General features: G+C 59.7%; 21 protein-coding genes. 5 read left to right on the forward strand and 16 right to left on the reverse strand.

Annotation, left to right across the window (positions count from 1 at the left end):
- Positions 1-14 precede the first annotated feature (14 nt).
- On the reverse strand, positions 15-1,166 hold the full coding sequence (locus tag BN1724_RS03485) for an AAA family ATPase (RefSeq protein WP_084252718.1): 1,152 nt from the start codon (positions 1,164-1,166) through the stop codon (positions 15-17).
- Between the two features lie 76 nt (positions 1,167-1,242).
- On the opposite strand from BN1724_RS03485, the gene glgX reads away from it, so the two are divergent.
- The 3 genes from glgX to glgB all read left to right on the forward strand — a co-directional run bounded on the left by glgX (position 1,243) and on the right by glgB (position 8,142).
- Positions 1,243-3,483: a glycogen debranching protein GlgX gene (glgX, locus tag BN1724_RS03490; protein ID WP_058234252.1), complete on the forward strand. Its 2,241-nt coding sequence runs from the start codon at positions 1,243-1,245 to the stop codon at positions 3,481-3,483.
- A gap of 254 nt (positions 3,484-3,737) precedes the next feature.
- Positions 3,738-5,861, forward strand: a complete 2,124-nt coding sequence (locus tag BN1724_RS03495) for an alpha-1,4-glucan--maltose-1-phosphate maltosyltransferase (RefSeq protein WP_231928141.1) — start codon at positions 3,738-3,740, stop codon at positions 5,859-5,861.
- Positions 5,848-8,142 carry a 1,4-alpha-glucan branching protein GlgB gene (gene glgB, locus BN1724_RS03500; protein ID WP_084252719.1) on the forward strand — a complete coding sequence of 765 codons (2,295 nt, stop codon included), beginning with the start codon at positions 5,848-5,850 and terminating at the stop codon, positions 8,140-8,142. Before BN1724_RS03495 ends, glgB begins: the two co-directional genes overlap by 14 nt.
- Positions 8,143-8,307: 165 nt before the next feature.
- Here the strand turns inward: glgB and BN1724_RS03505 are convergent, their stop codons facing one another.
- From BN1724_RS03505 to BN1724_RS03515, 3 genes are all read right to left on the reverse strand, one after another.
- Positions 8,308-9,201: a co-chaperone YbbN gene (locus tag BN1724_RS03505; RefSeq protein ID WP_058234253.1), complete on the reverse strand. Its 894-nt coding sequence runs from the start codon at positions 9,199-9,201 to the stop codon at positions 8,308-8,310.
- Positions 9,202-9,312: 111 nt separating this feature from the next.
- On the reverse strand, positions 9,313-10,350 hold the full coding sequence (locus BN1724_RS03510) for a hypothetical protein (RefSeq protein WP_058234254.1): 1,038 nt from the start codon (positions 10,348-10,350) through the stop codon (positions 9,313-9,315).
- Positions 10,347-11,543 (reverse strand): hypothetical protein, encoded by a 1,197-nt coding sequence (locus BN1724_RS03515; RefSeq protein WP_058234255.1) that lies wholly within the window; start codon positions 11,541-11,543, stop codon positions 10,347-10,349. The genes BN1724_RS03510 and BN1724_RS03515 overlap by 4 nt, the downstream gene beginning before the upstream one ends.
- Before the next feature lie 235 nt (positions 11,544-11,778).
- On the opposite strand from BN1724_RS03515, the gene nucS reads away from it, so the two are divergent.
- On the forward strand, positions 11,779-12,465 hold the full coding sequence (gene nucS, locus BN1724_RS03520) for an endonuclease NucS (RefSeq protein WP_058234256.1): 687 nt from the start codon (positions 11,779-11,781) through the stop codon (positions 12,463-12,465).
- A 41-nt stretch (positions 12,466-12,506) separates the two neighbouring features.
- Complete coding sequence (locus tag BN1724_RS03525; protein ID WP_084252720.1) at positions 12,507-13,757, forward strand: N-acetylglucosamine-6-phosphate deacetylase; 1,251 nt, start codon at positions 12,507-12,509, stop codon at positions 13,755-13,757.
- 60 nt (positions 13,758-13,817) lie between these two features.
- Here BN1724_RS03525 and BN1724_RS03530 read toward each other — a convergent pair whose 3' ends face one another.
- The 12 genes from BN1724_RS03530 to BN1724_RS13480 form a co-directional block, all read right to left on the reverse strand.
- Positions 13,818-14,240 carry a DUF2550 domain-containing protein gene (locus tag BN1724_RS03530; protein WP_058234257.1) on the reverse strand — a complete coding sequence of 141 codons (423 nt, stop codon included), beginning with the start codon at positions 14,238-14,240 and terminating at the stop codon, positions 13,818-13,820.
- Positions 14,241-14,250: 10 nt separating this feature from the next.
- On the reverse strand, positions 14,251-14,550 hold the full coding sequence (locus BN1724_RS03535) for a F0F1 ATP synthase subunit epsilon (protein ID WP_231928142.1): 300 nt from the start codon (positions 14,548-14,550) through the stop codon (positions 14,251-14,253).
- Positions 14,547-16,022: a F0F1 ATP synthase subunit beta gene (atpD, locus tag BN1724_RS03540; protein WP_058234258.1), complete on the reverse strand. Its 1,476-nt coding sequence runs from the start codon at positions 16,020-16,022 to the stop codon at positions 14,547-14,549. Before atpD ends, BN1724_RS03535 begins: the two co-directional genes overlap by 4 nt.
- A 42-nt stretch (positions 16,023-16,064) precedes the next feature.
- Positions 16,065-16,991, reverse strand: a complete 927-nt coding sequence (locus BN1724_RS03545; protein ID WP_058234259.1) for a F0F1 ATP synthase subunit gamma — start codon at positions 16,989-16,991, stop codon at positions 16,065-16,067.
- A gap of 44 nt (positions 16,992-17,035) precedes the next feature.
- The gene (gene atpA / locus BN1724_RS03550) at positions 17,036-18,670 is read right to left on the reverse strand and encodes a F0F1 ATP synthase subunit alpha (protein ID WP_058234260.1); all 1,635 of its coding nucleotides are present in this window, start codon (positions 18,668-18,670) and stop codon (positions 17,036-17,038) included.
- 83 nt (positions 18,671-18,753) lie between these two features.
- Positions 18,754-19,569, reverse strand: coding sequence for a F0F1 ATP synthase subunit delta (locus BN1724_RS03555; RefSeq protein WP_058234261.1), 816 nt, complete (start codon positions 19,567-19,569; stop codon positions 18,754-18,756).
- 10 nt (positions 19,570-19,579) lie between these two features.
- Positions 19,580-20,134, reverse strand: a complete 555-nt coding sequence (locus BN1724_RS03560; RefSeq protein ID WP_058234262.1) for a F0F1 ATP synthase subunit B — start codon at positions 20,132-20,134, stop codon at positions 19,580-19,582.
- 8 nt (positions 20,135-20,142) lie between these two features.
- Positions 20,143-20,370, reverse strand: a complete 228-nt coding sequence (gene atpE, locus BN1724_RS03565; RefSeq protein ID WP_058234263.1) for an ATP synthase F0 subunit C — start codon at positions 20,368-20,370, stop codon at positions 20,143-20,145.
- 78 nt (positions 20,371-20,448) lie between these two features.
- Positions 20,449-21,201, reverse strand: coding sequence for a F0F1 ATP synthase subunit A (gene atpB, locus BN1724_RS03570; RefSeq protein WP_331709468.1), 753 nt, complete (start codon positions 21,199-21,201; stop codon positions 20,449-20,451).
- Positions 21,202-21,589: 388 nt separating this feature from the next.
- Entirely contained in the window at positions 21,590-22,057 is a 468-nt protein-coding gene (locus BN1724_RS03575; protein WP_058234265.1) for a hypothetical protein, read from the reverse strand.
- Positions 22,035-23,270, reverse strand: a complete 1,236-nt coding sequence (locus BN1724_RS03580) for an MraY family glycosyltransferase (protein WP_084252722.1) — start codon at positions 23,268-23,270, stop codon at positions 22,035-22,037. The genes BN1724_RS03575 and BN1724_RS03580 overlap by 23 nt, the downstream gene beginning before the upstream one ends.
- Complete coding sequence (locus BN1724_RS13480; RefSeq protein ID WP_084252723.1) at positions 23,267-24,421, reverse strand: L-threonylcarbamoyladenylate synthase; 1,155 nt, start codon at positions 24,419-24,421, stop codon at positions 23,267-23,269. Before BN1724_RS13480 ends, BN1724_RS03580 begins: the two co-directional genes overlap by 4 nt.
- Positions 24,422-24,425 lie beyond the last annotated feature (4 nt).

The following is a 24,425-nucleotide window of genomic DNA, read 5'->3' on the forward strand; positions in this document are numbered from 1 at the left end:
GTCACAGACTCGCCTCAGGGCGCCGGAACGGTGGTAAAGACGGTGTCGATAATATCCTCGGTTGTTTGTCCCGCCGCTAGGGCATCGAAAGTCAGGACCAACCGATGGCGCAGCACACTGTGCCGCATTGCCCGTATGTCATCGGGAACGACATAATCTCGTCCGCACAACAGGGCATATGCCTGCCCGATTCGCATCAGAGCGAGCGATCCACGAGGGGATGCACCCACCCGCACAGACTGGTCAATGTTTCGCACCGGACGCGGGCCCGATCCGCGGGTAGTGAAAATCAGGTCCACCACGTACCGCTTAATCTCCGGGTGCACATACACAGCATTGACGGTTCTTTGAAGAAACAAGACATCGTCCATCGTCACGGAATCAACCGCCTGTTCAGGCGCCTGGAGCCGGCCCTCCGTGGATCGATCGAGGATCTCATGCTCTTCAGCAGGCTGAGGGTAGGTGAGCACTTCCTTGATCAAAAATCGGTCCATCTGCGCTTCAGGAAGAACATACGTGCCTTCCTCTTCAATCGGGTTTTGCGTAGCCAACACCATAAAAGGATCGGGAAGCCGATAGATCTCTCCGCCGATAGAGGTTTGTTTCTCCTGCATGGCTTCGAGCATCGCCGACTGAGTTTTAGCGCTAGAACGGTTGATCTCGTCGAGCAGCACCACATTGGCGTGCACCGGACCGAGCTGAGTCGTAAAATTTCCGGTCCGATAATTGAAAATCTGGGTGCCGATAATGTCGTTCGGCATTAAGTCAGGCGTGCACTGGATCCGATGAAAGGTCCCCCCGATGGCAGTTGCTAGGGCCTGAGCAGCTGTCGTTTTCGCAAGGCCAGGCACAGACTCCATCAAAACGTGACCTTTAGCTGCCAAGGTGGTCAACAGAGCAACGCGCAAGTTTTCCTGTCCGACCACCCGAGATGCGAACACCCGAGAAATTGTGCGCGTAATCTCAACGGCTCGTTCCAGGTCCTCCGGCGGCACCGCGTGATGGCGAGTGATCTTTGCTGGCTTCGGCAGGACGATATCCACGCGAGACGGCCTGGTTTTCCCCTCGCGAAGTGCCCGATTATCCTCCTGAGACACCCCGCGGCCATCGCGGGCGGGTTCCTTGCCCGAACTCGTCGACGAATCGCCGACAACCACCGAATCCATAGGTAATGACTCTCCCGTTTGGTCGGGTTCTTATGACTGGTCCTGATCCTAACCCGCCCAATGCAATGATGTTCCGGTGTCATCATGCGCGAGTAGCTCTCCTCTCCATCCACCGCTGGGGCTCACCATCGATTCCGCTGGCCGGGGGACATTCGCAGTAGCGGCCCCGCGAGCCCAAGCAGTTGACCTGTGCATTATGAGGTCAGGCACCGAGCATAGAGTTCGGTTGCAGCAGTACTGGGACGGTGTGTGGTGGGACGAGGTCGAAGGCATGTCTCCCGGCACCCATTACGGAATTCGAGCGCATGGCCGCTGGGATCCATCCGCGGGTTTTTGGTACAACCCACATAAATTGCTCGTTGATCCGTATACCCGCGGGGTCTCTCACGTCTCAACATTGCTGGCCTCCATGTTTTCTACCCCAGTCGACTCCATGTTGCGACCGAGCTCCTGGGATCCAGATCCCGTCGATAACGGCGATCACATGGTGCACTCGGTCGTCGTGAGCAACACGTTTGATTGGAACGGGGACGCTCCTGTGCGCATTCCCTGGCGGGACACCGTGATTTATGAGCTACATGTTCGCGGTTTCACCCGTCAGTTACAGGCGCTTCCCGCCGCGCTACGAGGCACCTACGCAGGCTTAGGGCACGAGGCAGTGACCTCGTATCTCCGAGACCTCGGAGTGACCACCGTCGAGTTATTGCCGATGCACGCCATGATGGACGAAGCGCATCTGGTCCGATGCGGCCTCACCAACTACTGGGGATACAACACCCTGGGGTTTTTCGCTCCCAACCCGCAGTACGCAACTCAAGCGGCTCAACGCGGCGGGGCCCAAGCTGTGGTCCACGAGTTCAAAACCATGGTGGCGTCCCTGCACGCCGCGGGTATTGAAGTGGTGCTGGACGTAGTCTACAACCACACCGCAGAAGCGGGCGCGCAGGGACCGACGCTATCTTTGCGGGGGTTGGATACCCTCGAGTATTACCGCGTGAACGGTGGCAATTTCGATGACGTCACCGGAGTCGGAAACACCGTGAATGTTCAGTCGCATCATGTGCGGCGATTGATTTTGGACTCTTTGCGGTACTGGGTGGAGCAATGTCATATCGACGGGTTCCGATTTGACCTCGCAACAGCGCTCGGCCGCGGGGAGCGCGACTTCCGTCCCGATCACCCGCTGCTAGCTGCTATCCAAACGGATCCTGTGCTCAGTCAGGTCAAACTGATCGCTGAACCGTGGGATATCGGCTGGGATGGCTGGCAAACAGGACGATTCCCAACACCGTTTGCCCAATGGAACGACCATTTCCGTGACGATACCCGCACCTTCTGGCTCGAGCGGCCTGCTGCGCGACAACGCGGAGAAGACGATGGGTTCGGCGGAGTGCGTGACCTCGCGACGCGCCTGGCCGGCTCAGCTGATTTGTTTACGTGCGGCGATCCGGCTGGCCTGCCGTCAGGACGCCATATGCGCACCCCCTATGCGTCGGTCAATTTCGTGACCGCGCACGACGGCTTCACCCTGTATGACTTAACGGCGTACGAGCGCAAACATAACGAAGCGAACGGGGAAGACAACCGGGACGGTAGCAGCTCCAACCGGTCCTACAATCACGGCGTCGAAGGGGAGCCTTCCGATCTGTCCGATGAGGTAAGGCATGACCTCATGCGGCGCCGGTCTCGATCAGCTCGAAACCTCATGGCTACTCTGCTGCTGAGTGCAGGCACACCGATGCTGACGGCGGGCGACGAAGTGCTGCGCACACAGCGCGGGAACAATAACGCGTACTGTCTCGATAACGAGACCACCTGGGTTGCCTGGGACCATACTGAGCTGCAAAAAGATTTCAGGGCTACGGTGCGTGAGCTTCTGGCTATCCGTCGTCGATACCCGCAGTTACGGCCTGAAACGTTCCTGAGGGACGCGCGCAATGGGTCGGACGGTCCGCGATCCGTAGCTTGGTTTGATGAACGTGGAGATCGGATGAGCCATGAGTCCTGGGCCGATCCCCGTCGCAACACACTGATTGCGCTGCTTCCTGGCATGCCACTGCCCATTTCCACAGTTTCAGCACCCCGAGTAGATAGGGACGGGTTTGCAGAGATTCCCTACCGCAGTCTTCTGCTGATCATGCACGGAGGTCATGAACCATGCCGCGTGATTCTGCCACCGGCTCCGTGGACCGATAGCGTCGCTCGGGTTGTTTTTGCATCCGAACCTACTGGGCAGTTAACAAACGGTCGCATTATCGAATCGGCGATCGATATGCCCGGGCCCAGCATCGTTGTTCTTGAGCTGCCGGGCACCTGATCTGATCGCCGCCCTGGCCTCACCGCACCCTGATCTGATCGCCGCAGAGAACAGCAACAATCACAGAGAACATCGGGAAGAACAGGACTGCATACCCGTAGTCCCTTCGCCGGAGGTATCAACCCAGTAGGCTTAAAGCACTGCTGCTAAAGGCCCCGCTGAGGTAGGCCAGATGCTGCAGTTCGGTGGTGCGAGCCAAGGTCGATCACCGGCGGGACAACGTAGCCGAGGGGCTCATACCGATGAGAGGCAACATGATGAACCGAGCTGTTCACGGCATTGCGGTCGGTACCGAGCCGGATAATGGGGTCAACTCGAATAGCGGCAAAGAGTTGAAGAGTGCCAGCAGCTTAAACAGCGGCATCGGACGAATTCCGATTGTCAAGCATTCCCCGTGGGTTGATCACGGTCGCTTTCCCGCCTCGTGTGTCGCGGGGGAAACTATCCCCGTCACAGCAACTGTGTTCCGAGAAGGCCACGACGCTCTCGGAGTGCAGGTCGTTTTGTCTGACCCCGACGGCAAGGAACACTCTCGCCTCCCCTTGACCTGTTCCAATCCTGGCCTGGATTATTGGGAAGGGCACGCGCGCCCTGACCGCGAAGGCCATTGGACACTCACGATTGAGTCCTTCAGCTCCCCCTACGACACCTGGCGACATGACGCGCCAATCAAGGTGTCCGCAGGCCAAGACGTCGAGTTGATGTTGCTTGAGGGGGTGCGGCTGCTACAGCGAGTTGTCGATGAACACCACCGTGGCCTGCGCCCCCAACAAGACCGGGTACTCGCACAGGCCGCTATCGACTGCCTACGCAGCACTTCGCTCCCGCCCGAAGCACGCCTGGCCCCCGCAATCGCCGCCGATATGGCCGCCGCAATGCGCCAACGCCCGCTGCGCGATGGAGTGACCTACTCTGAGCCGACCCACCTCATCGTCCATCGTCAGCGCGCCCTGTTCGGCTCCTGGTACGAGATTTTCCCGCGCTCGATCGGGGCCCGGTTTTCCCCCGACGACGGGGGCTGGGTATCGGGAACGCTGCGCACCGCAGCCAACGATCTGCCTCGAATCGCCGATATGGGCTTTGACGTGGTCTACCTGACGCCCATCCATCCGATCGGCACGACGTTTCGCAAAGGACGCAACAACACTTTAGAAGCCGTCGATGGTGACCCGGGTTCGCCATATGCGATCGGCTCCCCCGACGGCGGTCACGATGCGATCCACCCCGATCTTGGGACGATGGAAGACTTTCGGTTTTTTGTCTCCCGGGCCCGCGAACTCGGTCTCGAAGTCGCGCTCGATCTCGCCTTGCAGTGTTCGCCAGATCATCCGTGGGTGCAGGAGCATCCCGAGTGGTTTACCGTGCGGGCTGATGGCACTATCGCCTACGCCGAAAACCCGCCCAAAAAGTATCAAGACATCTACCCCTTGAGTTTCGACACGGACTATGAGGGGCTGTATTGCGCTATCCGCGATGTTCTGGACATGTGGGTTGAGGCTGGGGTAACGGCGTTCCGCGTCGATAATCCGCATACCAAACCGGTCCGTTTTTGGGAGCAGCTGCTGGCGGAGTTCGATGAGCGACATCCGCAGGTGCTGTTCCTCGCCGAAGCATTCACCCGCCCCGCCATGATGCATACCCTGGGTAAGGTCGGATTCCACCAGTCCTACACTTACTTCACATGGCGGCACACCCCGTCTGAACTGCGTGAATACTTAGAAGAACTGGTTGCCGCCGCCCCGTATATGCGGCCCAGCTTCTGGCCCACCACGCACGACATTCTCACGCCCTTTATGTCGTACGGCGGAATGAATGCTTTCCGCCTGCGCGCTGTGCTTGCTGCAACCCTGGTCCCTACCTGGGGTGTGTACAGCGGCTACGAGCTCATCGAATCTGTTCCTCGGCCCGGTGTGGAGGAACAGATCGATAACGAAAAGTACGAATACAAACCGCGAGATTTCGAGAGCGCGTTGCGCACGGGACGTTCCTTGCAACCGCTGATCACGCAGCTCAATCACATCCGGCGAGCCCACCCGGCGCTCCAAACCCTCACCACGATCAGATTCCATCGGGCAGACCATCCAGGACTCATCGTGTTCTCCAAGCACCTAGATGCCCAGGCCTCGCCGTCAGGCCACAGCGACACCGTCCTTGTTGTATGCATGACGGAGCACCATGGCGAGGCCTACAGCTCGCTACACCTCGACCTGGATTCACTCGGCCTTCCTCCGGGCGCCGACTTTGACGTGGAGGACCTGCTCACCGGCGAACGATTCCACTGGACCGCTGACCCCTTTGTCATTTTGTCCGCCGACCACCGACCAGCACATATTCTGCGCATCGTACGAATCGAGGAGGATTCCCATGACGAACGATGACACCCGCCATACGGCGTCAAAGGCCGAGCAGAGAATCGAAGCCGGGGCCCCCATCATGCCCGCCAGCCAGCATGTGCTCGGTTCCGTCGCCACGGGTTCCTATCACGATCCGCATTCCGTGCTCGGTGTCCACCGCTACAAAACCGGCGTGACATTGCGGGTGCTCGCGCCCTTGGCACACGCAGTCGAGGTGGTTCTACCCGGGTCCGTTGAGAACAGCACCCAGGGAATATCGGATGGCCCTGGGGACAGAGTTATCCCGCTGGAGCACGAATACGACGGTATTTGGGTGGTTGCGCTCACCTCCGATTGGATTGATCAGTACCGCGTGAGAATCACCTGGGCACCCGGGCACGATCCGGTCTTGATCGAGGACCCCTACCGTTTCTTACCCACCGTCGGAGAACTGGATCTGCACCTGATCGCGGAAGGCCGCCATGAGGAACTCTGGCGCGCGCTCGGTGCCCGCACCATGCGTCACGGCGGTGTCGAGGGCACCTCATTTACCGTGTGGGCTCCTAATGCTCAAGCGGTGCAGGTGATTGGCTCATTTAACGGCTGGGACGGGCGACGCCATTGCATGCGCACCTTGGGCTCCAGCGGGGTGTGGGAGCTTTTCATCCCGGGTGTTGGCAACGGCACCGTCTACAAACTGCGCATCCTGGGACCGGATGGGACCTGGCGCGACAAAGCCGATCCCATGGCGCGGCACACCGAGGTCCCTCCGGCGACCGGCAGTGTTGTGGTGACGTCCGAGTTCACCTGGAATGACAACGAGTATTTGATCGCCCGGGCGGACCGCGACCCCCACACGTCACGGATGTCGGTTTATGAGGTGCACCTCGGTTCCTGGCGACCCGGTCTGGATTACCGGCAGCTTGCCGACGAGCTGGTGGAGTATGTGACCGATCTTGGTTTCACTCATGTCGAGTTTCTCCCGGTCGCTGAGCATCCGTTCGGTGGTTCCTGGGGCTACCAGGTGACCTCCTACTACGCACCAACGTCCCGTTTTGGTTCCCCAGATGACTTCCGCTACCTCATTGATGCGCTGCATCGCGCTAATATCGGCGTCATTTTGGACTGGGTCCCAGCCCATTTCCCGAAGGACGAATGGGCCCTAGCCCGTTTTGACGGCACCTGTCTATACGAGCATCCAGATCCTCGCCGCGGTGAACACCCGGATTGGGGAACTCTGATCTTCGATGTCGGCCGCCGCGAAGTGCGCAACTTCCTGGTTGCTAACGCCTGTTACTGGCTCGAAGAGTTCCACATTGACGGCCTGCGCGTCGATGCCGTGGCCTCCATGCTGTATCTCGACTATTCGCGGGCCGATGGCCAGTGGCTACCAAATATTCACGGCGGCCGAGAGAACCTTGAAGCCATTGACTTCCTCCAGGAAGTCAACGCGACCGTGTATAAACGCGTTCCAGGCGTAGTGATGATCGCCGAGGAGTCCACCTCGTTCCCAGGCGTTACTAAACCTACGGATGCGGGCGGTCTCGGCTTTGGCTTGAAGTGGAACATGGGATGGATGCACGACACGCTCAGTTACATCGGAACGGACCCGGTGCATCGCCAGTACCATCACAATGAGCTGACTTTCTCCATGGTCTACCAGTACTCGGAGAACTTCATCCTGCCGATTAGTCACGACGAAGTGGTGCACGGCAAAGCCTCACTTTTGCGTAAAACTCCCGGCGATGAGTGGCAGCAACACGCCACACTGCGCGCTTACCTCGCCTTCATGTGGACTCACCCCGGCAAGCAGTTGCTGTTTATGGGCTCTGAGTTCGCACAGGGAACCGAGTGGTCAGAAACCCTCGGCCTGCAATGGTGGCTCTTGGATTACCCCCTTCACCGCGGGGCACAGCAGCTGGTTCGCGATTTGAATCGACTTGAACGCGAGCAGCCCGCCCTGTGGGCGCTTGATCATGATCCCGCCGGTTTTGAATGGTTAATTTCCGACGACTCCGGTCAAAATGTACTGGTGTTTTTGCGTAAAGACGATGATGGCAACTGCGCCCTGGTCGCGGTGAACTTCTCGTCGGTCCCCTGGCATGATTACCACGTTCCCCTGCCCGAAGGCGGGGAATGGGTTGAAGTGCTCAACACCGATGCTCCCGTGTATGGCGGAGGCGGCGTAGGGAATCTGGGACGTATTCACGCCGAGGGCATGGGGATGTATGGTCGTCCCTGCTCAGCACGGCTTAGCCTGCCCCCGCTCGGGGCCGTGGTGTTCGTTCCAGCCCGACAGAGCAACTCCTCGCAGAGCACGTTGTAACACCCCACCAACTGCGCTCAACCTCAAAAGATCGCAGAACATGACGGCCCGTCTCAGCACTACGCGAGACGGGCCGTCATGCTATAGGTAGGTTGTGGCGTTATAGATACGGGGAAATCCGGGGTCGCGATCTACCCTCACCAACTACCTGACCTCAGCATGAGCTCAGAATAAAAGCGACCCGAGCTTACGGCGTGCAGCAGCCACCCGAGGATCCTGGGCACCGGTGATCTCGAAGTAATCCAAAAGGCGTGTCTTCACCTCATCGCGGCGGTCCGTATCACCTGCACGCACCGCATCGCGAGTTAGATCCAGCAGCCGAGCGAAGGCGTCCTCAACATGCCCACCCAACAGGTCAAGATCTGCCACCGTCAGCTGCGCATCGAGATCAAGAGGATTCTCCGCAGCTGCCTGGCGCGCCGACGCCGCATCCAATTCCTCCGTACGCTGCATGAGGCGGACACTGGCAAGACCAGCCTTCGCTTCGCTATCCGCCGGATTTTCCGCAAGTGCTTCCTCATACGCGGCAATGGCAGCCGGAATATCCGAGCGTTCAATTGCATCGACAGCCGCCTGATGCAGCGGCGGTAATTCAGGCTCTGCGTCCTGCGGAACACCAGACGTATCCAGGCCCTGTTCGGCAGCAAGCCGTACCACTTCGTCAATAACCGGGGCGAGCTGATCCCGTCCGTGTGCCCCCTGGAACAGCGGTTGCACCTGACCTGCGGTAATCAGCATGGTGGTCGGCAGCTGTTGCGGCCTCAAAGCAGCGGCGACACGCGGATCCTTATCGGCATCCACCACTCCAAGCGTGATCGCCCCGTTTTTCGCTGCCACCAGGTCACGCATGGTAGCCAGAAAATCATCGTTGCCCGGGACACGCGAGGACGTCACCACGACCAGCAGGGCACGACGCTTAGTTTCTTCCACCACCTTTGGCAGCGTGGTTTCGTTGATCTCCACCTCGTAGGAACTGGACGACGCTAACGAACTTGCGCCCTCCGCGTTTGCAGGATTCTTCAGCGAGGCAAGGTCAATAAGGCCGTACGGATCGGTCATGGCACACTCCGGATAATCGTCGGACACTGGTGGTTCAAGCCTAAGGGCATCCAGAAAGATCCGAGGGGACTGCTCTGGATAACCTGCGCCGGGACAGGGCAAAGATTCCGTTTAGGTGCCGGAAGCCGACAGCAAAACCTTGGAGCCGCCGATCCCCTGCATCTTTGCTCCACCTTCCTTAGGTGGAACATACAGGACCACAATCTCGCCGCTATTGATCTCCAGCTTGGTCCTAAACTCCTGCTTCCCAGCCAGCACAGTGATCGGGTTGGGGTTCCTATAGAAAATCTTGGCGCCCCGATTCACCGTGAAGGTGCGGGTCGAACGCAGCGCCCCAGCGATCAGAGCCCCGCCATTTTCGGTTCTAATACCGGCATATTCACCCGGATGCACGGTGTACTTTTCGATCACCGTGGCGACTTCATCCGCGCCGTCTCCCTCTTCGGTGCTGATCGTTTTCCGATCTTCCCAAATATCCCGCCACTGCCGGGAGATATAGGTGTCCTCGATCATCACCGCCCGGGTTTGATCGGTTAAACCTGAACCCAGTACCTCGGCATAGGTCGATAGTGCATCCTGCGGGCTGAGCACCAGATCTTTCGCATCAATCGGAACTTCTGCAGCGCCGACCGCTGGGTTCGGGATACCCACTTTAGGAACCTTGGCTCCCTGTGGCGCCCAGCCCCAGGTCGTGTAGGGAGATCGTGCATCCTTCTGCTGAAAGATCACAATGTAGACCGGAAGCTTAGGATCCTGTGCGTTGAGGAACGCGAACACGGTTCGTGGGAATGTCCCGTCAGAGGTGGGTACCCGCAAAGCTGAGGTGGTTGAAAACCGCTGCAGTTCCTTGGCCCATTTATCGAATTTACTAATGATCCCGTAGGTGGCGGTGCGAAACTCCGCTGCCGACCCCACGATGCGGGGCGCGAGCAGTGCGGCGTCGCGTTTCTCATCGGCAGCGTTGAGCGCCTGAACCGTCTGCGCTACCACCTTGGTGTACTGCTGCTCATCAACCACCGGGGTGGGAACAGGTTTCGGTCCCGGATTAACCGCGGGGGGTCCGTCTTTTCCGCCGCATCCAGCGAGCACAAGAGCAGATGCGGAAATCGCGCCGATCCCGAGGGCACGGCGGCTTGGTCGGGCTGTCATCGATGTCTTCCTCTGTTCTCGTCACCGTTGGGTTTTTCGTCCGGGAGGCTCGTCAAAGCGTCAGTATGGTTTTCCGAGGCCGTAGGTTTCGTGCCCTCGCGCCGTCCGCGCCTGGTCGCGCTGTCTGCCGCATTCAGACCCGTCATGCCACCGGTGGACGTCATCCCGGGACGTTGCGTCGTAGGAGTCCGCTGACCATCACCCGAATGGTCATCGTCCAATCCGAAAGTCGGCACTGCCGCCGGACTCGTCCCAGGCAGGCTCGATGCTGCTGAGGCCGACGGGCCGGAGCTAGATGGCGTCAATGAGGAGCTAGATGTCGTCAGCGCGGAGCTGGACGGCGTCAGTTTCGCCCCAGACTCAGGCCGCGAGCCATCCGCCGGTTTATCCCGCTCGGTATCCGTGCCCTCCTCAAGGGAGGGGGCAACAGCCTTATCCGATCCGTCAGAAGACTCATCGGAAGCATCAGAATCAGAATCCGCACCGGAATCAGCATCATCCCCGTTCGGTCCCGTCGCCCCGGACTTGTCATCCTTGGACCCATCCTCGCCCCGACGAGCCTTACGAATCTCGATCACTAAAACCGCGATCCCGCCGACGATGAGTAATGCTCCGATCACGTAGGCAAACGGCACCCACGAATTGCTCGCATTGCTCTTCCACGAAATAGTGATCGTGCCCGGGGCAGGCTGTTTACCATCGGTCGTGAGCAAAACTGACCTAAACGGCTGCTTGAGTTTGCCTGACCCGTAGCCTTCCTCCTGTGCGAATTCCGCGATTGAAACATTCAGCGTTCCCTTGCGGACGACCTGGTGCCGCCACAGATCAGAAGCCTTGGGGTCGGGAAGTTCGTTCGATCCTTTCGGATGCTCCGTGACTGTCGAGAGCGTCTCCCACGTCGGGACCCCACTGACCCGGGTATAACGGGTCTCGCCCAGCCACTGGGTAATATCGCCGTTCGCCGCGGTTGTCATCACCACATCGCGTCCGTCGGGTGCCGTAACCGTCAATGTGCCAGCGGCTCCCCCCACATACAGCACACCGGGATCGATCAGGACCGCTGGGCCCGGGTCTTTAATAGTGACGCTCGCGCGATGTTCACGCGGCGGCGCCCAGACGGTTTGCCCGCCCACGCCGATAGCGATACCGATCAGGCCGATGACGATGGCAACGGCCGCCAGAACTTTTCGCACGTGTCGATCTCCCGTTCGTGTCCTTGAGGCTAATGTCGAAGGAACAGAGCTGCTACAGCGATACCTACCAAGCACAAGACTGTGGCTCATCTGCCCCTGGGTAGTCATTGCACGCTGTCTATCTACGATACGGGCAGTGATAGAGGTTGAGGCAATGAATCTGAAGCTCTCTTGAACATCCGGGAGAGCATTATCACGCGGTTGAGCAAGGATCGCGATCCACTAGGCTGTCAGAGTGCGACTTGTTGTAGCTTCCTGCGCCGTTGATTACACCGGCCGTCTCCAAGCCCATCTTCCACTCGCTGACCGCGTCATCATGGTCAAAGCGGACGGAAGCGTCCTCATACATTCTGACGGCGGCAGCTACAAACCGCTGAATTGGATGTCTCCGCCCTGCACCCTGCGGGTCGAGCAACCCAGCCCCGACGATCCGTGGTTAGAACGCTGGGTGGTGACCCACACTAAAACCGGCGACAGTCTTCATATTTCCCTTCATGCCATTCACCAAGACACTCAGCACGACCTCGGTGTCGATCCAGGACTAGTCAAAGACGGCGTCGAAGCCCATTTACAACAGCTGCTGGCTGACAATATTGAAACCCTGGGTAACGGGTACGCACTGGTACGCCGTGAATACCCAACCGCTGTCGGCCCGGTAGATATCCTCGCCCGCGACGCCACCGGCACTAGTGTCGCGGTCGAAATCAAACGACGGGGAGAGATCGACGGGGTTGAACAGCTCACCCGTTATCTGGAACTACTCAACAGAGATCCCCTGCTCGCCCCGGTTCACGGTGTTTTCGCGGCCCAAGTCATTAAGCCCCAAGCACGTGTCCTCGCAACCGACCGAGGAATCCGGTGCGTCACCCTGGATTACGACGCCCTACGCGGAATCGACGACGCCGACTCTCGCCTCTTTTGATCCTGTTTCACAAAGCACACCATCGCCCCGGGAAGAACATCATGAACAGCATCGATACCCATTCCACCCCACACGATCAGCAAGTTCACAGCAACCACCCCACCCGCCGGGCGTTTCGCGGCACCGCAGTGCTTCCCGATCGGGTTCTGCCCGACGCTTTAGTTCTCATCGAGGATCAGCACATTTCCTGGGTAGGGCCGCATGAACAGGCCCCCGAAGATGCCCGCGATGTCCCGGTCGAAGTCCATGACGGCCTGATCCTGCCGGGGCTGGTTGATATCCACTGTCACGGCGGCGGTGGCGCCTCATTCCCTGATGCCACTGATGAAGACAGTGTGCGCACCGCCATTCACGCTCACCGCAGCCAGGGCACCACCTCGCTGGTGGCTTCGCTCGTGACCGCATCACCCGACACCCTGCGCACGAGGGTAGACCTGCTCACTCCTTTTGTACACAGCGGCGAACTCGCCGGGATCCACCTCGAAGGCCCTTTTATTTCCCCGCACCGCTGCGGAGCTCAAAACCCGGCGCAGGTTCAAGACCCCGACCCCGGCCTCACAGCGGACCTCTGCGCTCGGTCCGGGGGCGCAATCCGCACCATGACCATTGCCCCTGAACAACCCGGGGCCCGCGAAGCCATCGAGGCGCTAGCCCAAGGCGGAGCAATCCCTTCACTCGGCCACACCGACGCGCACGCTAATGCGATGGAAGCAGGACTGGAATGGTCACTCGCAGCCCTTGCCTCAGGGACCGCACCGTTCCCCCTTCCCACGGCAACCCACCTGTTCAATGGCATGCGGCCCATCCATCACCGCGATTCAGGCCCGGTTTTCACCTGCCTGGATGCTGCTGCTCTTGGGAAAATGGTGGTCGAACTAATTGCCGACGGGGTCCACACCTCTGCTGAAACCATCCGTTACGTTTTTGACATCGCTGCGCCAGGGCATGTCGCCTTGATTACTGATGCGATGGCAGCGGCTGGAATGCCCGATGGCCAGTACGAACTCGGTTCTCTTGCAGTCACCGTTGAGCAGGGCGTTGCTACGCTCACCGACGGTGGCGCGATTGCGGGTGGGACCGCGCGGCTCCTCGACGTCGTTCGCTTCGCCGTACGCACAGCGCGGGTCGAACTGTCCGCAGCGGTCAGGGCCGCATCGCTAACACCAGCCACAGTGTTGGGCCTCAGCGATCAGGTTGGTGCGTTGCGCCCAGGTCTGCGGGCAGATCTTTTATTGACCGGTCATGACCTGTCGCTGCACACTGTGCTTCGGGCAGGCACTGACATCGAATGATGATGCGAGGCGGGCCTAGCTCACAATGCCAAGACCCGCCTTACCGCTGACCGTCATCGGTTACCGGCGCCAGTCTTCCCCGGCTGGCGCCGCTTCCATCCATGCGGCGAGCCCGTTATAGGCAGGGCGGGACATCAGCAATCGCAAGGTGCGGCCATCGAATCGAGTGAGTTCAACAAAACAATGCGGCTCGATCCCGGGGTGCCCGCTATCGACGAGCCTGCGCGTCATATCTTGAATATCGTTGCGCCGAATCACAACGGACGGCCACGGGCGCAGAGAAAAAGCCCGGTACCAGCGCAGAGACAACGTGCCGTAACGCATGAGGCCAAACTGCCATCCGTGTTTCCATGCGCTGCGACGCCAAATCGCGCATTCCAGTGATCCGCGCTGTCTCGAAATCCAAAATTGCCGGACAACATACACGCCGGCAAGAAGGCAGAGTAATGCCCCGACCACAACGAGAGCAGTCGGGGCATTCAACTCAATATCCTCAGTGCCCAGCCGTCGCCGGTGCGACAGCCTGAGCCTCGTCAACCACCAACGTCACGACGTCTTCGTCAATTGAGACGAAACCACCGGTGACATGCATTCGGCGTTCGGTCAGGTCAGTGCCAATAATGCGCACATTACCTTCCTGCAAAATCGACAGAGTCGGGATCATCCCGGGAATGATGCCAAGAGATCCGTCCGCCGCAGGGGCAATAACCTGGGAGGCTTCGCCGCTCCACAGAGTGCGGTCAGCGGCCACGAATGTGACCCGCAGAACCTTTTTGACCGAGTCGGTGCTCACTGGGCCAGTTCCTTCTGGATCTTGTCCCAGTTGCGCAGCACGTCTTCAATGCCGCCGACGTTAAAGAACGCCTGCTCCGCGATATGGTCAAACTCCCCGTTGCAGATGCCTTTGAAGCCCTCAATGGTGTCACGGATGGACACGTCAGAGCCGTCCACACCGGTGAACTGCTTGGCCATATGGGTGTTCTGGGAGAGGAACTGTTGGATACGGCGGGCGCGAGCAACGACGACCTTATCCTCTTCGCTGAGCTCGTCAACACCGAGCATCGCGATAATGTCCTGAAGCTCTTTGTTGCGCTGGAGAATCTGCTTAACCCGCACGGCGGTCTCGTAGTGATCCTTACCGATGTAGCGCGGATCCAGGATTCGTGAGGTGGAGGCAAGCGGATCCACAGCCGGGTAGAGGCCACGGGATGCGATTTCACGAGATAGCTCCGTGGTTGCATCCAGGTGGGCGAATGTGGTTGCCGGCGCCGGGTCGGTGTAGTCGTCTGCGGGCACGTAAATTGCCTGCATCGAGGTGATGGAGTGGCCTCGGGTTGAGGTAATGCGTTCCTGCAGAACACCCATTTCGTCGGCGAGGTTCGGCTGGTAACCCACGGCGGACGGCATGCGTCCAAGCAGCGTGGAGACCTCTGAGCCCGCCTGAGTGAAGCGGAAGATGTTGTCAATGAACAGCAGCACGTCCTGGCTCTGCACATCGCGGAAGTATTCCGCCATGGTCAATGCCGACAGGGCAACCCGCAGACGGGTGCCCGGCGGTTCATCCATCTGACCGAACACCAATGCGGTCTTTTCAATAACCCCGGACTCGGTCATTTCCTCGATCAGGTCCCAACCTTCACGAGTACGCTCACCGACGCCGGCGAACACCGACACACCGTCGTGGTTGTTGGCCACGCGGTAGATCATTTCCTGGATCAGCACCGTCTTGCCGACGCCGGCGCCACCGAAGAGACCGATCTTGCCACCCTGCACGTACGGGGTCAGCAAGTCGATCACTTTGATGCCGGTCTCGAACATCTGGGTCTTGGATTCCAGCTGGTCAAAGGACGGCGCCTTGCGGTGGATGGGCCACCGCTCGGTCACTTTGAGCTGTTCTTCGGCGTCAACGTTGAGAACGTTGCCGACCACGTCAAAAACTTTGCCGAGGGTGAAGTCGCCCACCGGCACCGAAATCGGGGCGCCGGTGTCGGTGACCTGGGCTCCACGGACCAGACCGTCCGTTGGCTTCAACGCAATGGCACGGACCATGCCGTCGCCAAGGTGCTGAGCAACCTCAAGGGTGAGTGTGAATGAGTTTTCACCCTCGCCCTGGCCCGACAAGTCAATGGGGACGGTGAGGGCGTTGTACAGATCGGGGATCTGTCCAGGGGGGAATTCAATATCAACAACGGCGCCGGTGACCCGGGCGACGCGGCCGGTACCGCCACTCCCGGTGGTGGTCTGCTCGGTCTCGGTGATAGTCATCTCGTCTTCCTTATCGCGATGGGAGGGCCGCTGCGCGCCCGGTCAACGTTCTTTTCTACCCGAGCCGGCCAGCGCGTCAGCGCCGCCCACGATCTCGGTAATTTCCTGGGTAATCTCTGCCTGGCGCGCGGTGTTCGCAAGGCGGACGAACTTGCGAATTTGTGTCTCCGCGTTATCGGCGGCGGTGCTCATCGCGCGCTGACGCGCCGCATGTTCCGAAGCAACCGACTGCATCAAGATGTTGATGATGCGCGATTCGACGTACCGCGGCAACAGGGCATCGAGCACGGTGTGGGGGTCCGGTGCGAACTCATACAGCGGGTAGAGCGGCGGAGGGGTGCCGTCATCTGACGCTGGATCCGCATCGACAATTTCCAGCGGCACCAACCGTGCCGTTCGCGCTTCCTGAGTGAACCTGCTCAGAAACCGGGTCCCGACGATGAACAGCTCATCAATGTGGACTTCGGGATCCTCGCTCAGCAGATCGTGCTGTACGCGCTGAGAAACTTCGCGACCGAGCGCTACCAGCTCATCCTCGGCATATGGCGCCCAAGCCTGTTCCACGGGGTGCTCGCGGAAGGTGAAGTACGACAGCCCTTTGCGTCCAACCGTGTAGAGAACAACCTCTTTACCCTTATCAATGGTGAGGGTGTTAATGAGACGTTCGGCCTCGCGGATCACATTTGAGGAATATGAACCGGCCATTCCTCGATCTGAGGTAATGAGCAGAATCCCAGCTCTGCCCGTGACCTGCCGACTGCTCAAAAACGGGTGTCCGGCATCGCGCGAGTGAGTGGCCACCGCCGCCACGGCCTGGGTGATGGCCTGGGCGTACGGGGTGGTTGCTTCCACCCGGGCATGCGCTTTGGAGATGCGCGCCGCAGAAATCATCTCCATAGCCTTGAAGATCTTCTGCATGCCTTGAGCGGACCGGATCCGCTTCTTATAAACCCTTTGCTGGGCTCCCATATCTCTCCCTCGTCAACTCACCGGCGTGCCGTTGCCGACGGGCCTCAGCGCTGACCCCGGACAATGCGGTCCTGATCCACCTCGTCTTCGCTGAGGCGACCTTGTTCGCTCTCACCCACCGCAGCATCGCTCGTGCGGCCGGCTAGGAATTCCCGCTTGGCCTCATCGAGGATGGCGGTCAGCTCAGCTTCGGTGTCGGAGTCAAATTTCTCTGTGTCGCGAATCCGGCTCAGAACGGTGCCGTTGCGACGCAGAAGATCGAGAAGATACGCCTCAAACGCCAGCACCTCTTCGACTTCAATATCGTCGAACTTACCCGTGCTACCTGCCCAGATGGAGACAACCTGTTCCTCAACCGGGTACGGCGAGTACTGATTCTGCTTGAGCAGTTCCATTAATCGAGCGCCACGCTGAAGCTGATGCTTGGAGGCCGCGTCGAGGTCGGAGGCGAACATGGCGAAGGATTCCAGGTCGCGATACTGCGCCAGTGAAATTTTCAGGGTGCCCGACACCGACTTCATAGCCTTGATCTGGGCGCTACCACCCACGCGGGACACTGAAATACCGACGTCCACGGCGGGGCGCTGATTTGCGTTGAAAAGGTCGGATTGCAGGAAGCATTGACCGTCCGTAATCGAAATAACGTTGGTCGGAATATAGGCAGAGACGTCATTCGCTTTGGTTTCGATGATCGGGAGCCCGGTCATCGATCCCCCGCCCATATCGTCGGACAGCTTCGCACAGCGTTCGAGCAAACGAGAGTGCAGGTAGAACACGTCACCCGGGTAGGCTTCACGGCCCGGCGGACGACGCAAAAGCAGGGACACGGCTCGGTATGCTTCGGCCTGCTTGGACAGGTCATCAAACACGATCAGAACGTGCTTGCCTTCGTACATCCAGTGCTGGCCGATAGCCGAACCGGTGTACGGAGCAATGTACTTAAAGCCTGCGGGGTCGGAAGCAGGCGCAGCCACGATGGTGGTGTACTCCATGGCGCCGGCCTCTTCGAGCGCGCTGCGCACAGAGGCGATGGTCGAGCCCTTCTGACCAATTGCGACGTAGATGCAACGCACCTGCTTCGACGGGTCCCCGGACTCCCAGTTGGACTTCTGGTTAATGATGGTGTCGGTTGCAATGGCGGTTTTACCGGTCTGGCGGTCGCCGATGATGAGCTGGCGCTGTCCACGACCGATCGGGGTCATGGCGTCGATCGCCTTGATCCCCGTCTGCAGCGGTTCCTTAACGCTCTTGCGCTGCATCACGGTGGGAGCCTGAAGTTCCAGAGCACGCCGACCAGTCGACTTGATCTCGCCGAGGCCGTCGATCGGGGACCCCATCGCGTCGACTACGCGGCCGAGGTATCCGTCGCCAACGGGGACAGACAGCACTTCTCCGGTCCGGTGCACTTCCTGACCCTCTTCGATCCCGGTGAATTCACCGAGCACAACGCAGCCGATTTCGCGAAGTTCAAGGTTCAAGGCGAGGCCCAGGGTGCCGTCCTGGAAATGAACGAGTTCGTTGGCCATCACGCCTGGCAGGCCCTCAACGCGGGCGATACCATCGGCCGACTCGGTGACGTGCCCGACCTCGTCCTTCGTGGTGGAGCCAATCTGATAGGAGGAGACTGCTGTATCCAGGGCGTCCCGGATCTCCTCGGGACGAATCGTGAGCTCGGCCATGTCGCTGCTCCGGTTCCTTTCCTCGACCCGGCCGGACCGGGACAGTTGCTTCATATGGGGTCTTCGGTGATGCTGTCAGGTGGTTAGGAGGACAAACTCCGACGGGCTGTGTGCAGCCGCGACAGCACGGTGGCGTCGTAGAGGTCATTGCCGACCTGGATGCGCAGGCCCCCGATGACATCGGGTGACAATTCGAGGCTCATATGCACCTCACGCCCGTAGATACCGCCCAGGATCTTTCCAAGACGTTCCTGCTGAGCCGTAGTCAGCGGGGTTGCACTGGTCACAAGAGCGACCAACCGCTGCCGGCGTTCGGCAGCGATGGCGAGCATGTCCAACACTCGGCGGGATGCCTTGCGGTCCGTTCCGTACGTGACTGCCTGCTGAACCAGCAGCTGAGTCACCTCGTGTGCGCGTCCGGCGAGCAGACTCTTGACAATGCTCAGCCGTACCTCGGGGCGGTCACGGGTTTCATCGAACGCCGCACTGAGTTCCGGGCTTGAATCAATCGTCCGCGACACGCGGAACAGTTCATCCTCGACCGTGCCCAGCGCATCCTCGCGTTCTGCTTTGAGTAACAGGCAGGTGGCGCCGACGCATTCCAGCGCGTCGAGTAGGTCATCCTGCTGTGACCACCGCCGACGCACGAGCGCCAGGGTGAGGTCGAGAGCGACCGGGCAGACGCGTCCTTCAAGGAGTTTTTGGGCTACGGATGCCTTGAGATCACCGTCGCGTCCGGAGTCGCTGAGCAGCCTCAGGAGGCGATTGGTGGAGTCGATCAGACTCGCAATCTCGAAAAGTTCCCGTCCGCAGGTGATCAGATCCGTGTCTGGTGCCGAAAGCACGGCATCGGCTTGGGACATCACCTGGTGGAGGGAATCAGCGGATACTCCGCGCATCACAAACTCCTCACCGGGCAGAGACCGAATTAGAGACGTCGGCCTGTGCTTCCAGATCGTCCAGGAATCGGTCGATCACTCGATGTGCACGTTCGTCGTCCGTCAGAGCTTCCCCGACGATCTTCGATGCCAGATCAGTTGCCAGGGATCCCACATCGCCGCGCAGCTGGGCAGCTGCGGCACGGTGCTCAGCTTCAATCTGCTGACGTGCCGAGGCGACGATACGCTCCGCTTCAGACTCCGCACGCTCACGCATTTCACGTACGATGCGCTGACCGTCTTGGCGGGCCTTTTCGCGAATTTCTGCCGCCTGCTGGCGGGCAGTGGCGAGCTCTTGCTCCTGGTGAGAACGCAGGCGCTTGACTTCGTCCTGAACTACCTCAGCCTGCTTGAGACCGCTTTCGATTCGCTCACGACGCTCGTCGAGCACCGCGTTCATCTTAGGCAGCACATATTTCATACAGACCAGGCACAAAATGATCAGAAAGACCAGCGTCCAAAAGATCTCGGGTACCTCAGGTATAAATAGGGCGAATTTACCTACCCCATCGACAGCCAAGTTCATGGGTGACCTCAGAAGATCAGACCGGTCACGATGCCGAGCAGCGTGAGGACCTCGGTAAAAGCAATACCAATAAACATCGTGGTCCGTAGTTCACCGCGCAGCTCAGGCTGACGCGCCATCGCTTCGGATGCCTTACCCACGATAATGCCAATACCGATGCCCGGGCCGATTGCTGCGAGACCGTAGCCAATGGAGGCGACGTTACCGGAAAGCTCGGCGAGGGTGGTGGTGTCCACTAGGGTTCCTTTCGTAGTGCGAGAGCCCGGTTGGGCCCTCAGGTCGAAACAACGGCTGATGGAGCGAGAGGCGCGCTATCAGTGCTCGTCGGAGGTGGCCATCTGAATGTAGACCGCTGAGAGCATGGCAAAGATAAAGGCCTGGAGGATGGCAACGAAAATTTCAAAGCCGTAGATCCCCAGAGAAAGACCGAACGATAACGGTGACATAGCCTTCATCCACCAGGCTCCGAGTAAAAGCGCCTGGGACATTGAGACGAACACGGCGAGCATCATGTGCCCGGCAACCATGTTCGCAAGCAGACGGATAGTCAAAGATCCCCAACGGATCAACACAACCTGGAGAAATTCGATCGGGACCAGCAGCAGATAGATCGGCTTCGGCAGACCCGGGGGCATGGTCTCATGCTTGAGATAACCGGCCAGACCGTGCTTGCGCACACCGAAGTACACGTAGGTCACAAAGGTCCATAGAGCCAGGGCTAGCGGCATTCCGACTACAGATGTGCCCGCGATATTTAGGCCCGGCACCGCGCCGGACAGGTTCATCGCGAGGACCACAATGAAAATGGTGGTCAGCATGGGTGCGAAACGCTTACCCTCGCGGATACCGAGCACACCGACCACGATATTGCGGTCGACGAAATCCATCACGAGTTCCAGGGCGCTCTGTGCTTTACCGGGCACGAGCTTTGCTCTGGATGCGATGAGGCACAGCGTCACACATACCACGACCACTACGACGAGGCGGACGAGCTGGATCCGGTTGAACTCGAAGAAGGTTCCTTGACCGAAGATGGCCTCGGGGAAAAATTCCTTCAGAGTGGGAATGTGGAAAAACGAGTCACCTTCCGCGAGAAGGTGGGTCGCGACTGCTGGGGTGTTCAGGTCGATCTCCCGGTCTCACGGCGTCCGACTCGTCCCTGAGGGGCGACCGGACGGCCTGTCGGTCGTCTGGGTTAGGTGATCATCCCGGAGGAACCAAGCAGGTCCACCGGTGGACGCGCGCGAAGAGACAGCCTCGTGCGCTGCGATCTTGGCCAGCTTAGCAGAAGTGCCGAATGATGATAGGGACCTTCCGACCAGTCGCTGGCGATCTCATCCCGCAGGACTTCCCGCAGGAATATGGATAACACAAAGAGATAAGACAGGCCGCACTTTTGGACGGTGACGACGACACTTTGGATGGCCTGATCAGCGCCGGCACGCGCAGGATGGATCAGCCTTCGACTTCCAACTGATGGCGCGAACGCACCAGCATCACCGCTTCCACAATGACCGTGCTGACCGCTCCGATTAACAACGCGATACCGATCCACGGACGCGAAAACACAGGGTTATCCTGCACGAGCAGAACTACCCCGATCACGATCACCATTTTCAGGGCCCAGGTTCCCATCACCGCTGCTGCGGTTGCCGACGGACTCGCCTGACGAGTTGTCCGCACCGTAAATACTGTGGGCGTCGTCATAACCAAGGCTAAGCCTGAGCCGATCAGCGCCCCGGTAACAGCCGAGGATGATGTCATCGCAGCCACAATCACGATCACGAGATCCAAGATCACGCCAATACCGATTGCGATCAGAACCGAACGCATCAGGAAGCGGTCATTGTCGGCCCGTCGGCGAGCGAGCCCGGGATCGATCACACGACCCGGGGGGCTGTCATTGGGCGTCGGAGCATTCATGGCGTTCCTCGTCTCGGCGGTGGGTCTCATCCTGCGTTCCCGATGACACGTGCGAGGTTGCTGGCTGAGATAAAGGAGGTGACTCGCACTGCTGGGGCTCACGAGATTCTGCGCGAACAGCCCTGCGCCGCAACCGCGTCAACGGATCAATCGTCAAGACCACAGCAAATGCAATACCGACGGCCCAGAAAATCGCGGCATACGTGAACGGAACCAAGACTGGTAACAACAGCCCAATGGCCACAACTACCGTCCACAGGTACATGATGAGTGCAGCGCCGCGCTTGGAGTGCCCGAGAGCTAGCAACCGATGATGCAGATGCCGTTTATCGGGATGGAAAGGAGACTTCCCCGCTCCGACCCGTCTGACCACAGCGCTCGTAAAATCGAGGAACGGAATGAACATGACCCCGAGCGGCAACAGGATCGGAAGGAACTGGCCCACGAGGTCCGAAGTCTTCAATCGTCCAGGATCTACCTGGCCCGTCACCGTGATCGTTGAGGCTGCAAGCAACAGCCCGAGCAGCATTGAGCCGCTATCCCCCATGAAAATCCGGGCCCGATCAAAGTTGTGCGGCAAGAAACCTAAACAAGCCCCGATCATGACCGCGGTAATGAGTGTCGCCAGTGAGGAGTAGTCCTCGGCGCTGGCAGACCGGGTCAGATCGTACGCATAGAGGAAAAACGCGATACCACCGATTGCCATCACGCCCGCGGCAAGACCGTCCAGACCGTCCACAAAATTGACGGCATTCATGCATACGACGACCACGAGCACGGTCAAAATAAGTGAGCTGCGATACGACAGCAGGGTCACACCGCCCAGTGGCAGCGAGTAAATTTGAACACCCTGCCACGCCAACAACACGGCGGCGAGTACCTGACCTGCAAGCTTCGTCCACCAGTCGAGGTCCCATTTATCGTCGGCAGCCCCGAGCAGACACACCACGGTCGCCGCAGCGAGCACCGCCCATGGCTGCCCGGTCTGGGTGAACAGCCCATGCAAGAAGGGAACCTGGGAGGCCACCACCATGGCAGCGGCAACCCCGATCAGCATCGCTACTCCGCCGAGCCGAGGCGTCACCACAGTGTGCACATCTCTTGCGCGCACAGCGGTCATAGCACCGATCCGCCGGGCAAGCAGGCGTGCGGCGGAGGTGGACAGATACGTCACCGCCGCCGATAAGACGAGCAAAAACAGGTAGACCCTCAAGGCCGCGCGGCTCCGTGGTGACGAGTGGTATCGGTCTCTGAGGCATCATCGGCCGCACCGATCAGATCGGCTGCCGCCGGGTCCTGCTCAGAGGGAAGTGACGGTTTAGATCCAGAGCCTTCGGGGGCTGCATCAACAGGCACACTCGCATCAACAGGCGCACTCGCATCAACGGCCTTACTGGCTTCAGGTGCGGTAGTGGCAGCCCCCTCAGAACCCTCATCGCCCTGTTCTTCGGTGCTGGTCGGGCTCTCGGTGCCTGCTGAGCTATCCGCAGTAACCGATTCACCCGGGGTCGGCGAATCACTTAGAGCCGGGGCCTCCGGGCTCGTGTGCGCTTCCTGGACCGGTGCTTGGTCAGCATCCGAGCCCGCGATCGACTCGGCACTCTGGTCAGCATTATCGAGGGCAGCATTGTCAGGGGTGGCGTTGTCGGGGGTGGCCTCGCCATCGGTAGCGTTATCAGAGGCCGGACCACCGGATTCAACGACCTGCTCAGGTTCCGGTTCGGGCGATGCGAAAATATCACCGATTTTCTCGACGATCTGTTCCCGAGTGAGCACACCAGCTCGCACGATCTCCGGCGGAGTCACCGTGGCATCAATAATGGTGGACGGCTCCCCCAACGCGCTGGGCCCGCCATCCAGATACACCTCAACCTCGTCGCCGAGCTGGGTCGCCGCATCCAAAATAGTGGTCGCTGCCGACTTTCCACTGCGGTTAGCACTGGAGACGGCCAATGGCCCGGTGCGGCGCAGAAGCTCGAGGGCGACTTCATGGTCAGGCATGCGCAATGCCACAGTCCCCTTGGTATCCCCCAGATCCCAGGTCAGACTCGGTTGGGCAGACAAAATAATCGTCAGTCCCCCGGGCCAAAACGCTTCCGCAAGACGTTCAATGTCCTCGGGAATGTCGCGCGCCAGCGCATGCAACACGGCGATATCTCCGACGAGAACCGGCGGCGGCATATTGCGACCCCGTCCCTTCGCTGCCAACAGCCGATGGACAGCGTCTGCGTCAAAGGCATCTGCGCCGATCCCATAGACCGTGTCGGTTGGCAACACAATGAGTTGGCCACCGCTTACAGCCTCGGTTGCCGCGTCGAGAGCGGTCGTACGGCTCTCTGCTTGGGTGCAGTCATATACGCTCACGTCG

The organism is Devriesea agamarum, assembly GCF_900070355.1.
GTDB classification, from domain to species: Bacteria; Actinomycetota; Actinomycetes; order Actinomycetales; family Dermabacteraceae; genus Devriesea; species Devriesea agamarum.